Below are 12,971 nucleotides of genomic sequence, written 5' to 3' on the forward strand. Positions count from 1 at the left end.
ACGTTAAAACGCGAGGTCGCCTTTGAGAATTATCGCCGTTCTGCTTGCCGTCTGGATGCTCTGCGGTTGTGGCAGCATCATCAGTCGCGCCGTGCCGGGGCAGGGGCATGGCAACCAGTATTACCCCGGCGTGCAGTGGGATGTGCGCGACAGGCCGTGGCGTTTTATCCTGATGCTCGACCTGCCGTTTTCACTTATCTTCGATACGCTGCTGTTGCCGGTTGATATGCATCACGGCCCGTATGAGTAACGCTTAGCGGGTGGTGTCCCACTCATCCGCCGCGGTGCGTCCCTCTTCGGTGTCCAGCGGCGGCTCCAGCTGAAATTCGCCCTCATCCCATTCATGCAGGGTATTTTCTTCCTGCCACTCCTGGCGCAGCTCAATCTCATCGAAATCGCCGTCAAACACGCTCTGTGCGGCATCGCCGGTTAACACGGTCAGGCAGTCGCCTTCGTCGGTTTCATCGGCGAAGAATTCTGCCTGCCACATGATCTCCCCGTCCTGCAGCACATATTTTTGCATATTGAACAGCTCGACAACCGCGTCCTCTTCCTCAACTCCCGGATTCGCGGCGAGGAACTCTTCGCGTGCTGCGTCAATGGCTTCTTCAAGCGTGGCGTACATAGTCATAGCTTTCTCCCTGAACGGACATGGTTGTTTCAGGAAAGAATAGTCGAAGATTGCGGTTTGCAAGTATGAATGGAAAAAATTTGGAAGGGGCGAGGCCCGCACGCGCCTAAGGCACGGCGGGCGAAAAGGTTTAGTAGCGGGACGGCACGCCTTCCGGGCGCGTTTTAAAGCGGCGGTGCAGCCACATATATTGATCCGGCGCCATCAGAATGCACTTCTCAACGATGCTATTCATCCAGGCGGCGGTCTCTTCGGCGCTGCCAAGCGGCGGCGCGCACTCCGGCTCCAGCGCAATCAGTTCGTAGCCGCTGCCGTCCGCTTTACGGCGCGGCACGAACGGCACGATGCAGGCCTTCGACATTTTCGCGAGCATCCAGGTGCCGGACGTCGTGGCGGCCTGATCGACTGCGAAAAATGGCACAAACACGCTGTTTCGCGGGCCGTAGTCATGGTCCGGCGCATACCAGATGATCTCGCCGCCTTTCAGCGCCTTGATCATCCCTTTGAGATCCTTACGGTCGAGCATCGTTTTATTGGAGCGCAGACGGCCCCAGGTTTGCAGCCAGTCGAGCAGGGGGTTGTCGTTCGGGCGATAGACCCCGATGCCCGGCGTATGCATCCCGAAGATGCGCGCGCCAAGCTCAAGCGTCAGAAAATGCACGCCGATAAGCAAAATGCCCTGTTTTTGCGCCAGCAGCGCTTTCACGGGTTCCACGCCGGACACCTCTGTCCAGCGCTCGACGCGCCAGTTGGGCCAGAACCAGGCCATGCCGGTTTCCATCAGCCCCATACCGACCGATTCAAAGTTCTTCACCACCAGCGCCTCGCGCTCGGCGTCGCTCATATCAGGAAAGCAGAGCTCAAGGTTGCGGTGGGCAATGCGTGCGCGGCGCTTCATCAGCCGCTTCGCAATACGTCCCAGGCCGTGGCCGAGCCGCCAGATAACCGGGTAGGGCAGCAGCACGACAAGATACAGCAGGCCAATGCCAAGCCAGGTCAGCCAGTAACGGGGGTGCAGCAGTGCGCGAGAAAATTGCGGTAAATGCGTCATGAAAATTCCATTAATTGCAGGCGAAGCCCTTTCACGGCCCGTATTGTGACATTTTTTTGCGAACGACCAAAATTCTCTGCCTTTCGCGCCGCGATGCCTGACTGAAGATCACTCACAGGTAAGGTGTGGAAAATGTAGCGTAAAATGTAAGGATGTAAATTAACGGTAATTGCTATATGATGCCGGCCGTTATTTATTCCCCCACCGATAGCAGGAACGTACACCATGCCAGTGTTACACAACCGCATATCGAATGAGGAACTGAGGGCGCGCATGCTCGCCGAAACCGAGCCGCGCACCACCATCTCATTCTATAAGTATTTCACCATCGACGATCCGAAGGCCACGCGCGACGCGCTCTGGCAGGCGTTCACCGCGCTGAATGTCTTTGGCCGTATCTATCTTGCCCATGAAGGCATCAACGCGCAGATAAGCGTTCCTGAAAGCAACGTCGAGGCGTTTCGCGCCGCGCTGTATGGCTTTCATCCGGCGCTCAATGGCGTGCGCCTGAACATTGCCCTGGATGACGACGGGAAATCCTTCTGGGTGCTGCGCATGAAAGTGCGTGACCGCATCGTGGCGGACGGCATTGACGATCCGACCTTTGACGCGAGCGACGTGGGCGAATATCTCAAGGCGGCGGAAGTGAACGCCATGCTTGACGATCCGGACGCCGTGTTTATCGATATGCGTAACCACTACGAATATGAAGTGGGCCATTTTGAAAACGCGCTGGAGATCCCGGCGGATACGTTCCGTGAACAGCTGCCGAAAGCCGTCGAGATGATGCAGGAGTACAAAGACAAGAAAATTGTCATGTACTGCACCGGCGGCATCCGCTGTGAGAAGGCGAGCGCGTTTATGCGTCACAACGGTTTCCAGAAAGTCTGGCATATTGAAGGCGGCATCATCGAATACGCCCGCAAAGCGCGCGAACAGGGGCTGCCGGTGCGTTTCGTCGGTAAAAACTTCGTGTTTGACGAACGTATGGGTGAGCGTATCTCTGACGACGTGATCGCGCACTGCCATCAGTGCGGCGCGCCGTGCGACAGCCACACCAACTGTAAAAACGACGGCTGCCACCTGCTGTTCATCCAGTGCCCGGCTTGTGCCGAGAAGTTTTCTGGCTGTTGCAGCGAGCTCTGTAAAGAAGAGATGTCGCTGCCGGAAGAGGAGCAGCGCCACCGCCGCGCAGGGCGTGAGAACGGCAATAAAATCTTTAATAAATCCCGCGGGCGTCTTAACACCACGCTTGGTATTCCGGACCCGGAATAACCCGCAGGCATAAAAAAACCGGTCAGCTGACCGGTTTTTTTTCGCCAGAAGCGAATTACTTCTGCTTCACGCCTTCTACCGAAATAATCAGATCCACGTCCTGAGACGCCGGGCCGAGATCGGTCGTGATGTTGAAGTCTTTGAGTTTGATTTTGCCTTCCGCTTCAAAGCCCGCGCGCTCGCCGCCCCACGGATCTTTACCCTGGCCCAGCAGTTTGGCTTCAAGGGTGACCGGTTTGGTTACGCCGTTCAGGGTCAGATCGCCGGTAATATCCAGCTCATCGCCATCTTTCTTCACGCTGGTGGAGGTGAAGGTCGCTTTCGGGAATTTCGCCACGTTCAGGAATTCCGCGCTGCGCAGGTGTTTATCGCGCTCGGCGTGGTTGGTGTCGACGCTGTTGGTGTTAATGGTCACGCTGACTTTATCCGCCGCCGGGTTTTTCTCATCGAAAGTGAACGAACCGTCGAAATCGCGGAACGTACCGTACAGCCAGCTATAACCCAGGTGCTGGATACGGAAGTTAACGAAGGCGTGCTGGCCTTCTTTATCAATTTTATAGTCGGCAGCAACGGCTGAGCCGGTGGTGAACAGCAGGGCACCCAGAGTGACCCCCAGCAGGCTTTTCTTCATATTTCGCTCCATGGTTAATGTGACGCTTTCCCGAGCATCCGCTTCAGGGTGACGTCTTTGTCGACAAAATGGTGTTTCAGCGCGGCGGCGGCATGTGCGACGGAGAGCAGCACCACGCTCCAGGCGAGCCACAGGTGAATATCGCCAGCCAGATCGGCCTGCTCGCCTGCGCCGCTCACCAGGGCAGGGACTTCAAACAGCCCGAAGACGGAAATCGGTTTGCCTTCGGCGGTGGAAATCAGATACCCGCTGATGAGGATCGTCAACAGGATCAGGTAGAGCATCACATGCACTGCAACAGCGCTGTAATGTGTGAGTCGCGAATAACTGGCCAGCGGAGGCGGCGGCGGAGAGATAAAGCGCCAGACCACGCGTACCAGCAGGAAAATAAACAGGATGATGCCGATACTCTTGTGAATTTCCGGTGCCTGGTGATACCAGACATCGTAATAACCGAGCGATACCATCCACAGCCCGAGCGCAAACATGCCGTAAACCGTCAGCGCCATCAGCCAGTGAAGCAGTACCGAGAAATGTCCGTATCGAGTAGGTGAGTTACGCCACTGCATGGTTATGCATCCGTCAGTAAGAATGACTCAAACAGTGGCGTCTGGGGGAATGAAATGCAAACCAAAAAAACAAAACAAATTATTCAAATAATTTGAATGTAAAAATGTGTCCCTTAAAAAACGCTTATTCATTGCTGAAACCGCTATAGCGCAGGCGAATAAGGGATTCCGGTTAGGTTATAAAGCAAGCACCGCAGGCGGCAGGATTGTTTAGCAGCAAAATAGTTTAGCGATTTATCAGGTTTTGTCAGCGGGAAATCAATAATTTTGACATTGAAATGTCAGGGCGCGGGCCAGGAAATCGTCCCGGCCCGCTGCCTGCTCATGCAGAAGTGGCAAAACGTGAGAGCGAAAACGGCGTCAGATCGAAATCATAAGGTTTATCGGCTGCGAACTGCGCGGCGATTTCCCCAAGCACCGAGGCGAATTTAAAGCCGTGGCCGCTCAACCCCGTGACCAGTAGTACATTTGGGATATCCGGCAGGGTGTCGATGATAAAATCTTCATCCGGCGTGTTGTCATAGGTGCATGACGCGCCATACAGACAGCCGCCGATGCCCGGCAGGAAATGGCGCAGGAACGGGAACGCTTCTGAACCGTCGGTCGCCACCGCGCCAAATGGTACACGTTCTTCCGGCTTCGAAATGACCTGTCCGCCATTATGCTTGCCGATTTTCAGCTCGTTATTTTCCGCCGGGAACCCGTAAAACTGATCGCCGTTTGGCATTTCGCCGGTAAAGGCCGGAAAGCGGTTATTGGCGCTGTAGCGTCCGTCGGCCTGATACCAGGCGAAGATTTTACGCACTGGCGTCACGGGAATCCCCGGCACCAGGCGCGATACCCACGTACCGGCGCTGATAAGCGCCTTGCGGGCGCGATAGACGCCATCGGCGGTCGTGACGGTAACGCCATCTTCCGTGGCCTCAAAACCGCTCACCGGGCAGTTAAAAAGCTGTGCGCAGCCCGCTTCTTCAGCGAGACGGATATAGGTGGCGATAGCTTTTTCGCTGCGCAGCACGCCGGAGTTGGGTTCAAACAGGCCGAGATAGTTTTCCGGCAGACGGATTTCCGGCCAGCGCGTCATCACCTCTTCACCGGTCAGTTTCTCCAGCGGCAGTTGCCAGCGCGCGGCGCTGTCGGCGACGTTCGCCAGAAATGCGGAATCAGTGGGGCCGAGATTAATCACGCCGGTCCGCTCGAAAATACGCTCGCCGCCAAGGTCGCCGAGCTCATCCCACAGCGCCTGCGCGCGCAGCACTAGCGGCACATAACGCTCGCCTTCGCCATACGCATGGCGGATAAGGCGCGTGTCGCCATGGTGGCTGCCTTCCTGATGGGGCGGATGGGCGCTGTCTGTCATTAATACGTTGAGCCCGGCGCGGGTCGCGTAATAACCGGCCGCTGCGCCTGTTGATCCGCTACCGATGATAATCAGATCGTATTCCATGAAATTACTCCGTGAAAACCGTTGATTAGCAGAGTAATTAAGAGCAGGACAATTCTCAAGCGCGAAAAAATAAAGGCACCCCGGAGGGTGCCTTTGCGTTATAAGAAAAGCACGGTATCAGTGCTTGCGATAATCGCTTTCCTGGTACTCACCGGATTCAATTTTTGCAATGCCGGCTTCTAAGATGGAAATAAATTGTCTTGCTACATCGGTCGTTAGCCATAATGTCTGGCCCACTTCGGTTGCTTCGCGATCCACCTGCGGAGAGGATTGATAGTGCAACCGCAGCATCAGTGCGTCATAGCTGTCGACGGTGCTGATGTCCCATCCAACAAGGGGATGCGTCTGTATTACTTCATTTTTTTCCATCATAACCCCCTTTATACGTGTTTATAGACAACGACTCATGAGGTTCAATGCGTGTTTTCTTATCTCTGAAGCAAATAAAGTATATCAACCAATAAAGGAAAATGGGGCAGAAATAAATACCCTGACACACATTTTTTTCGAGATTTTGAATTAACTGAACAATAAAACGGCAGATTATTCGCAAATTTTTGTTAAGAGGACGGATCAATGAGATTTCAGCTGAAAAGAAAAAATTCGGACTATCGCAGAAAAAGGCGCTACAAATAAAAAAGCCGGGCGGCGAAGCCCGGAAAAACTGACACCATAGAGAAGACAGTAATGAGGGTTAATCCGTGGTAAACCAGTCGTCAGCGCTCTCCCAGGTTTCCTGGAGAATTTCGCTGATGCGATCTTTATCTTCTTTCGCGCCACCCAGAACCGACAGCTGATTAGCGGCGGCATAGCGCACGCTCACATGATTCGGCATTTCCGGAAAATGGCTTTCAATACGGCGGGATAGCTCGCAGGCCAGCGCATCGATAGCACCCGGCGGCAGCGGCGTGGTTTTGGCGATAGTCACTTCGATACGCATAACAACCCCCTGTTAATCATACTGTATATATATACAGCTTTGCCGGGCGGCATGCAACAGGGGGCCGTGATTTTTTTAGCGCGTGCTTAGCGTTTTACGGTCCAGCGTACCGCTTCACCCGCCAGGAACGGCACCAGCGTGTCGTCGGCGATAGGGATAGTTTCCGGCATAACGCTCTCCTCGCGCACCAGCGTTACGGTGCCTTCATTCACCGGCAGACCGTAAAACCGCGGGCCGTTCAGCGAGGCGAACGCTTCAAAATGCGCCAGTGCATTCATCTCTTCAAATACGGTGGCGTATGCGCCGAGCGCGGAAGGGGCGTTAAAACAGCCTGCGCAGCCGCAGCTCGTCTCTTTGCGATGGCGCGCGTGAGGCGCGGAGTCGGTACCGAGAAACACGCGTTCACAGCCGCTTGCGACCAGCTCGCGCAGCGCCTGCTGATGCACATTACGCTTGAGGATCGGCAGGCAATAGAGATGCGGGCGAATGCCGCCTGCGAGCATGTGGTTGCGGTTAAACATCAGGTGCTGCGGCGTGATGGTCGCGCCGAGCAGCGAATTCCCGTCGCGCACGTAGTCGGCGGCGTCTTTAGTGGTGATATGTTCAAATACCACTTTCAGGCCCGGCAGGCGCTTTCTGAGCGGCTCCATCACCGTCTCGATAAACCGCGCTTCGCGATCGAAAATATCAACCTCGCTGTGCGTCACTTCACCATGCACCAGCAGCGGCATGCCGAGTTTTTCCATGCGCTCAAGCACCGTCATAATGTTATCGACACTGGTGACGCCGTGGCTGGAGTTGGTGGTGGCGTTTGCCGGGTAGAGCTTGGCGGCGGTAAATACGCCCTGCTGGAAACCGCGCTCCAGCTCGTCTGCATCCAGCGTGTCGGTGAGGTAGCAGGTCATCAGCGGTTCGAACGTGTGGTTTTCCGGTACGGCATCGAGAATGCGCTGGCGATAGGCGATAGCGGCTTCCACGGTCGTGACCGGCGGCGCCAGGTTTGGCATGACAATAGCGCGCCCGTAAGTTTCGCTGGTAAAAGGCACGACGGTTTTCAGCATGTCGCCATCACGCAGATGAACATGCCAGTCGTCAGGGCGGCGGATAGTTAAAACCTGGGGTTGTGCAGTCATGGAAGGCTCCGGCTTGGGGAAACAGTCAGTAATGGCTGGTTTTATGCCGGGCACTAAGGATAAGCGTAAACGTTTTCCTTTGCATCCTTTTCCTGAAAAAACGGGGGCATTGCGCCCCCGGCGTGGCGTTAATCGGTCAGCGGGATGACGATTTCGCCTGGTTTTACTTCAAGCCCTTTGGCGAATTTTTTCGCCAGCGCTTCGCCTTTGGTACGGTCTTCGCTCAGCACATAGGCCGGACGCTGTTCAAAGTAACTGCGCAGGGATTTATTCAGATACGGCATTAACGTTTCCAGCACCGGTGCCATTTTTTCCGGCGTGATGCTGCTGTCGACCACTTCCATTTCGCGCAGATAAATAGCGCCTTTCTCCTTATCGAACGTCGGCAGCGCTTTCAGTTTGAGCTTCACCAGCGCCTTCTGGTTGCCGAACAGCGACGTCATATCAAGGCTCGCATCGCCGTTAAGCGTGATTTTATTCGGCTCTTCGCGGCCAATGGCGCTGTTCAGATTCGTTAAGACAATATGCGCGTCGGCAAGGCCCGGCACGCCGATATCTTTGGCGTAGTTATTGCGCTTTTGTAGCGCCTGATTGATGTCCTGTTCGGTGACGGTGTATTGCGTGAGCTGGTTACATCCCACCAGCAAGCCGCTGACGATAAGCGCTGCGGCGACTAACATTTTTTTCATAAGCTTCCCTCGTTCTGGTGCTGTCGGGCGATCCTGACACAAAGCAGGATGCCCCGCCAGTGGAAGCGGCAAAAGCGGATTCGGCTTAAAACGCCGGTGGAGGCCACCGGCGCTGTCGTCAGATAGCCATTTTTGACAGCAGATTAATTTGCGTCTGCTTGGCCATGTTGTCGCGGTAGTCGGCGACGCGGGTAGGGTAGTTGACGCCCGCAACCAGCGTCAGGTTGCGCAGCAGCGGGAAGAGATGAATATCATCTTCAGAAAGCTCGCCGTTCACGGCGTTCGGCTGAACGATGTGTTTATCAAGCGCACGCAGGTCGTCGCTGATGTTTTTAATCAGCCCGGCGGAGTGAGACATGTGCTCTTCAAAGGACCCAATCGCCGCCTCTTTTTTCTCGGTAAAGTAACGGCGCGCCTCGGGGGTGGCGAACTCATCGAACGGCGCTTTGGCGAAGCGCGGCAGCAGCAGGCGGTTAACGTAGCCGTTAACGCGGCGCAGCCACTCTTCAATCGCCGGGTTGCGCTTGCCGGTGAGCAGCGGTTTGCCGTCGAGATTATCGACGTAGTAAACGATATCCATGCTTTCCGGCAGGTAGCGGCTGTCGTCTTTTTGCAGAATCGGGGCCATCTTCTGGCCAATCATGCGGGTGGGCGTGGCTTCGTCATCGTTAGACATCACGATAAGCTCCACCGGAAGGTTTTTCAGCCCGAAAATCATGCGCGCTTTCAGACAGAACGGACAGTGATCGTAAATATATAACTTCACGTTTCTCCTCCTGCTCAGGTGACTGATTTTTAAGTATGGAGGAGAAAACGCGGGGGAGCAAACGCTCCCCGGTCTTAACTTTCCTGCTCCAGAAGCCCCGGCGCGAGCCGCTTCTGGCTGAACTGCCACCAGAGCATCAGGAATGTCCCGACGCCTATCACACCCAGCATCGCCCACGGCAGCTCCGGCGTATTAAGCGCGCGGCCTGCGTCAAACAGCCAGCCGCCGCCCGCGTAGCCGAGCGCGCCGCCAAAAGCGAGGCCAAGACGGCTAAAGCCCATATAGCTGCCGCGCGCGCGGGCGTCCGCGAGCGACGCGCTCAGGGTTTCACGCGCCGGTTCGGCGATAATCGAGCCGATATAAAAGAGGCAAATTAAGGTAAACAGTTGTTGCAGGTTGCTTGCAAGGCCAATCGGCACCAGGCTGAACGTCATCACCAGCAGCCCGGCCATCAGGCGCTGTTCAAGGCGAAAACGTTTTTCGCTCCAGCGCGCCAGCGGATAGAGCAGCGTCAGCGACAGCACGGCTTCAATGGCGTACATCCATTTCACCGCTGCCGGTTCGCCCGCGATATCGTTAACCATCACCGGCAGCATCAGCATCACCTGCACCGCCAGCATGTAATAGCCGGTCAGCGTCAGCACGTAGGTGACGAAGCGCCTGTCGCGCAGGACGCGGCCCATGCCTTCGCGCAGCGGCGTGCGCACCGTGGAGAGCTTCCAGTCCGGCAGCAGCCAGGCGTTAAAACCCGCGCAAAGCACAAACAGCAGCGCACCGACGCCACATACCAGCCGGAAATCGTATTGCAGCAGCCAGCTGCCGATAAGCGCGCCCGTCACGGCACCGGCGCTGTCCTGCATCATCAGCAGGGAGAAAAAGCGGCCGCGCTCCTGAGGACGCACCAGCTTCACCACCAGCGCCGAGCGCGGCGGGTCGAAAAGCGTGCCGCCAAGCCCGGAGAGCACGCAGGAGAGCCACAGCACCCACGGTTCGTGGGCCACCGCCATCGTCGCAAAGCCCGCCGCACGCAGCAGCATACCGGTGACGATCATTGGCCGCGCGCCCAGACGGTCAGCGATGGCACCGCCGAAAATCCCAAGCCCTTGCTGAACGAGCTGGCGCAGGCCGAGCGCGATGCCCACCATGAGGGCGGCCCAGCCGAGGCTGTCGACAAAGCGGATGGAAATAAGCGGAAAGACGACGAAAAAGCCCAGAACCACGAGCATGTTGTCAATTAACAGGAAATACTTACCCAAGCTCCTTGCCTGCGACACGCTGGACATTTCCCCTCCCGGGAAAAAAAGCGAAGATACCGCACTATCTTACGGCTTCACGGGCGCGGTGGTGATGTTTTGCGCGACAATATTTTTTTATCGATCGCTATGATTGATTGATGAAATTCATCGTCAGGCCGCGTGGCGCGTCAAAGAATGGCATGTTGCTGTTTTCACTGTTTTGTTCGGCGCGGTTATAGTAAAACGTAATGCCCGCGACGGCGCGCTGTCCGGGGCTGGAGTGAGGAATAATGCCGAGAAAGGAGCAGGGTATCGATGTTTGGCTACCGAAGTAACGTGCCGAAAGTAAGATTAACAACCGATCGCCTGGTAGTGCGCCTGGTGCACGATCGCGACGCATGGCGGCTGGCGGATTACTACGCCGAGAACCGCCAGTTTCTGAAGCCCTGGGAGCCTGTCCGTGATGAAAGCCACTGCTACCCCTCGGGCTGGCAGGCGCGGCTTGGCATGATCAACGAACTCCACAAACAGGGCAGCGCCTTTTACTTTGCGCTGCTCGATCCGGACGAAACGGAAATCCGCGGCGTCGCTAACTTTTCCAATGTGGTGCGCGGCTCGTTCCACGCCTGTTATCTTGGCTATTCGCTGGGCGAAAAGTGGCAGGGGCAGGGGCTGATGTTTGAAGCGCTCACCAGCGCCATTCGCTACATGCAGCGCAGCCAGCATATGCACCGCATCATGGCTAACTATATGCCGCACAACCAGCGCAGCGGCGATCTGCTGGCACGCCTCGGGTTTGAGAAAGAAGGCTATGCCAAAGATTACTTACTGATAGACGGCGTCTGGCGCGATCACGTGCTGACCGCGCTCACCGCGCGCGAATGGACACCGGGGCGCTGAGGAGAAAACTATGAAACATCAGTTCAGCGCGCTGGAAGCGCGCGTCATCGGCTGTATGCTGGAAAAACAGGTCACCACGCCTGAGCAATATCCGCTTTCGGTCAACGGCGTGGTGACGGCCTGCAATCAGAAAACCAACCGCGAGCCGGTGATGAACCTGAGCGAGGCGCAGGTGCAGGAGACGCTGGATCAGCTGGTGAAACGCCATTATCTGCGCACCGTCAGCGGTTTCGGCAATCGCGTGACCAAATATGAGCAGCGCTTTTGTAATTCTGAATTTGGCGATCTGAAATTCTCGCCTGCCGAAGTCGCGCTGGTCACGACCCTGCTGCTGCGCGGCGCGCAGACGCCGGGCGAGTTGCGCAGTCGCGCAGCGCGCATGCATGAGTTCAGCGACACGGCGGCGCTTGAAAACACGCTTGAGACGCTCGCCACCCGTGAGGACGGGCCGTTTGTCACGCGTCTGCCGCGCGAGCCGGGCAAGCGTGAAAGCCGCTATATGCATCTTTTTTGCGGCGAGCCGGATACCGCAACGCTTGCCGCGAGTAACGAAACCGCAGGCGTGGATACCGACGCCTTAACCGCGCGCGTTGAGGCGCTGGAACTTGAGGTGGCGGAACTGCGCGAGCGCCTCGAATCACTGTTAGGTCACCTGGGAGAATAATCGTGGCGAAATTACGCGTTGGGGTTGTCGGGCTTGGCGGTATTGCGCAAAAAGCCTGGTTGCCGGTGCTGTCACAGGCGACGGACTGGACGCTCGTGGGGGCGTTCTCCCCGACGCGCGCGAAAGCGCTGCCGGTCTGCGAGGCGTACCGGATGCCGTATATCGATTCGCTACAGGCGCTGGCCGCGCAGTGCGACGCGGTTTTTGTCCACAGCGCCACCAGCAGTCATTACCAGGTGGTCAGCGAATTGCTGAACGCGGGCGTCCATGTCTGCGTCGATAAACCACTGGCGGAAAACCTCGCCGACGCCGAGCGTCTGGTGACGCAGGCCAAACAGCGCCATCTGACGCTAATGGTCGGCTTCAACCGCCGTTTCGCGCCGCTCTATCGCGATCTGAAAAACGCGATGGGCGCGGGGGCGTCGCTGCGCATGGATAAACACCGTGCCGACAGCGTTGGCCCGCATGACCTGCGCTTCACGCTGCTGGATGATTATCTGCATCTGGTAGATACCGCGCTGTGGCTCGGCGGCGGCGAGGCGACGCTTACGAGCGGCGCGTTGCAAACCACCGCGCAGGGCGAAATGTGGTACGCCGAACATCATTTCCGCCGCGGCGATCTGTCCATCACTACCAGCATGCACCGTCGCGCCGGTAGCCAGCGCGAGTGGGTGCAGGCGGTCACCGACGGCGCGCTGATTGACGTGACCGACATGCGCGAGTGGCGCGAAGAGCGCGGCGCAGGCGTGGTGCAGCGTCCGGTGCCTGGCTGGCAGAGCACGCTGGAGCAGCGCGGTTTTGCGGGCTGTGCGCGGCACTTCATCGACTGCGTGCAGAATCAGACGGTTCCTGAAACCGCAGGCGAGCAGGCGCTTCTTGCCCAGCGCGTGGTGGAGCGGCTCTGGCGCGAGGCGATGCGCGAATAACGGTGGGCGCATCTGCCAGTAGTATTTCCCTTTCAGTCGAGTAGACTAAGCGCTTCGCTGAAAAGCCCCCAGACGCCTGCCCTGCAGGCGTCGGTGTTTATGGGAAAGAACAAC

16 protein-coding genes are annotated in these 12,971 nt (G+C 57.0%); 5 read left to right on the plus strand and 11 right to left on the minus strand.

The window, feature by feature from the left end; genetic code table 11:
- Positions 1–22: 22 nt before the first annotated feature.
- Positions 23–250 carry a YceK/YidQ family lipoprotein gene (locus tag G9X48_RS02650; protein WP_004385242.1) on the plus strand — a complete coding sequence of 76 codons (228 nt, stop codon included), beginning with the start codon at positions 23–25 and terminating at the stop codon, positions 248–250.
- Between the two features lie 3 nt (positions 251–253).
- On the opposite strand, the gene G9X48_RS02655 is transcribed toward G9X48_RS02650, so the two are convergent.
- The gene (locus G9X48_RS02655; RefSeq protein WP_004385241.1) at positions 254–631 is read right to left on the minus strand and encodes a MysB family protein; all 378 of its coding nucleotides are present in this window, start codon (positions 629–631) and stop codon (positions 254–256) included.
- Between the two features lie 130 nt (positions 632–761).
- On the minus strand, positions 762–1,682 hold the full coding sequence (locus tag G9X48_RS02660) for a Kdo(2)-lipid IV(A) acyltransferase (RefSeq protein ID WP_097640867.1): 921 nt from the start codon (positions 1,680–1,682) through the stop codon (positions 762–764).
- 225 nt (positions 1,683–1,907) lie between these two features.
- On the opposite strand from G9X48_RS02660, the gene G9X48_RS02665 reads away from it, so the two are divergent.
- Positions 1,908–2,957: a rhodanese-related sulfurtransferase gene (locus G9X48_RS02665; protein ID WP_097640868.1), complete on the plus strand. Its 1,050-nt coding sequence runs from the start codon at positions 1,908–1,910 to the stop codon at positions 2,955–2,957.
- Between the two features lie 55 nt (positions 2,958–3,012).
- Here the strand turns inward: G9X48_RS02665 and G9X48_RS02670 are convergent, their stop codons facing one another.
- The 9 genes from G9X48_RS02670 to mdtH form a co-directional block, all read right to left on the minus strand.
- Positions 3,013–3,588, minus strand: coding sequence for a YceI family protein (locus G9X48_RS02670; protein ID WP_007866757.1), 576 nt, complete (start codon positions 3,586–3,588; stop codon positions 3,013–3,015).
- Between the two features lie 14 nt (positions 3,589–3,602).
- Complete coding sequence (locus tag G9X48_RS02675) at positions 3,603–4,157, minus strand: cytochrome b (protein WP_105629507.1); 555 nt, start codon at positions 4,155–4,157, stop codon at positions 3,603–3,605.
- 322 nt (positions 4,158–4,479) lie between these two features.
- Positions 4,480–5,604, minus strand: a complete 1,125-nt coding sequence (gene solA, locus G9X48_RS02680; RefSeq protein WP_097640869.1) for an N-methyl-L-tryptophan oxidase — start codon at positions 5,602–5,604, stop codon at positions 4,480–4,482.
- Positions 5,605–5,721: 117 nt separating this feature from the next.
- Positions 5,722–5,976, minus strand: coding sequence for a biofilm formation regulator BssS (gene bssS / locus G9X48_RS02685; RefSeq protein ID WP_007707814.1), 255 nt, complete (start codon positions 5,974–5,976; stop codon positions 5,722–5,724).
- A 322-nt stretch (positions 5,977–6,298) separates the two neighbouring features.
- On the minus strand, positions 6,299–6,544 hold the full coding sequence (gene dinI / locus G9X48_RS02690; protein ID WP_004385233.1) for a DNA damage-inducible protein I: 246 nt from the start codon (positions 6,542–6,544) through the stop codon (positions 6,299–6,301).
- 86 nt (positions 6,545–6,630) lie between these two features.
- Entirely contained in the window at positions 6,631–7,677 is a 1,047-nt protein-coding gene (pyrC, locus tag G9X48_RS02695; RefSeq protein ID WP_097640870.1) for a dihydroorotase, read from the minus strand.
- 128 nt (positions 7,678–7,805) lie between these two features.
- The gene (locus tag G9X48_RS02700) at positions 7,806–8,366 is read right to left on the minus strand and encodes a lipoprotein (RefSeq protein WP_097640871.1); all 561 of its coding nucleotides are present in this window, start codon (positions 8,364–8,366) and stop codon (positions 7,806–7,808) included.
- Between the two features lie 118 nt (positions 8,367–8,484).
- Entirely contained in the window at positions 8,485–9,132 is a 648-nt protein-coding gene (grxB, locus tag G9X48_RS02705; RefSeq protein ID WP_097640872.1) for a glutaredoxin 2, read from the minus strand.
- A 74-nt stretch (positions 9,133–9,206) separates the two neighbouring features.
- Positions 9,207–10,415 (minus strand): multidrug efflux MFS transporter MdtH, encoded by a 1,209-nt coding sequence (gene mdtH, locus G9X48_RS02710; protein ID WP_097640873.1) that lies wholly within the window; start codon positions 10,413–10,415, stop codon positions 9,207–9,209.
- Between the two features lie 267 nt (positions 10,416–10,682).
- Here mdtH and rimJ point away from each other — a divergent pair, with 267 nt between their 5' ends.
- From rimJ to G9X48_RS02725, 3 genes are read left to right on the plus strand one after another with little or no spacing between them, the layout of a single operon-like run.
- Positions 10,683–11,267 carry a ribosomal protein S5-alanine N-acetyltransferase gene (gene rimJ / locus G9X48_RS02715; RefSeq protein ID WP_004385224.1) on the plus strand — a complete coding sequence of 195 codons (585 nt, stop codon included), beginning with the start codon at positions 10,683–10,685 and terminating at the stop codon, positions 11,265–11,267.
- Between the two features lie 10 nt (positions 11,268–11,277).
- Positions 11,278–11,931 carry a YceH family protein gene (locus G9X48_RS02720; protein ID WP_097640874.1) on the plus strand — a complete coding sequence of 218 codons (654 nt, stop codon included), beginning with the start codon at positions 11,278–11,280 and terminating at the stop codon, positions 11,929–11,931.
- A gap of 2 nt (positions 11,932–11,933) precedes the next feature.
- Positions 11,934–12,857: a Gfo/Idh/MocA family oxidoreductase gene (locus tag G9X48_RS02725; RefSeq protein ID WP_085046676.1), complete on the plus strand. Its 924-nt coding sequence runs from the start codon at positions 11,934–11,936 to the stop codon at positions 12,855–12,857.
- Positions 12,858–12,971: the final 114 nt, after the last annotated feature.

Source organism: Cronobacter sp. HA18006 (genome assembly GCF_011605445.1).
In the GTDB taxonomy this organism is placed as follows: domain Bacteria; phylum Pseudomonadota; class Gammaproteobacteria; order Enterobacterales; family Enterobacteriaceae; genus Cronobacter; species Cronobacter sakazakii.

Excerpts from the sequence above, each read along its gene's own strand:
- G9X48_RS02655 (WP_004385241.1), bottom strand. The coding sequence starts at position 631 with ATGACTATGTACGCCACGCTTGAAGAAGCCATTGACGCAGCACGCGAA.
- G9X48_RS02660 (WP_097640867.1), bottom strand. The coding sequence starts at position 1,682 with ATGACGCATTTACCGCAATTTTCTCGCGCACTGCTGCACCCCCGTTAC.
- G9X48_RS02665 (WP_097640868.1), top strand. The coding sequence starts at position 1,908 with ATGCCAGTGTTACACAACCGCATATCGAATGAGGAACTGAGGGCGCGC.
- G9X48_RS02670 (WP_007866757.1), bottom strand. The coding sequence starts at position 3,588 with ATGAAGAAAAGCCTGCTGGGGGTCACTCTGGGTGCCCTGCTGTTCACC.
- G9X48_RS02675 (WP_105629507.1), bottom strand. The coding sequence starts at position 4,157 with ATGCAGTGGCGTAACTCACCTACTCGATACGGACATTTCTCGGTACTG.
- solA (WP_097640869.1), bottom strand. The coding sequence starts at position 5,604 with ATGGAATACGATCTGATTATCATCGGTAGCGGATCAACAGGCGCAGCG.
- bssS (WP_007707814.1), bottom strand. The coding sequence starts at position 5,976 with ATGATGGAAAAAAATGAAGTAATACAGACGCATCCCCTTGTTGGATGG.
- dinI (WP_004385233.1), bottom strand. The coding sequence starts at position 6,544 with ATGCGTATCGAAGTGACTATCGCCAAAACCACGCCGCTGCCGCCGGGT.
- pyrC (WP_097640870.1), bottom strand. The coding sequence starts at position 7,677 with ATGACTGCACAACCCCAGGTTTTAACTATCCGCCGCCCTGACGACTGG.
- G9X48_RS02700 (WP_097640871.1), bottom strand. The coding sequence starts at position 8,366 with ATGAAAAAAATGTTAGTCGCCGCAGCGCTTATCGTCAGCGGCTTGCTG.
- mdtH (WP_097640873.1), bottom strand. The coding sequence starts at position 10,415 with ATGTCCAGCGTGTCGCAGGCAAGGAGCTTGGGTAAGTATTTCCTGTTA.
- rimJ (WP_004385224.1), top strand. The coding sequence starts at position 10,683 with ATGTTTGGCTACCGAAGTAACGTGCCGAAAGTAAGATTAACAACCGAT.
- G9X48_RS02720 (WP_097640874.1), top strand. The coding sequence starts at position 11,278 with ATGAAACATCAGTTCAGCGCGCTGGAAGCGCGCGTCATCGGCTGTATG.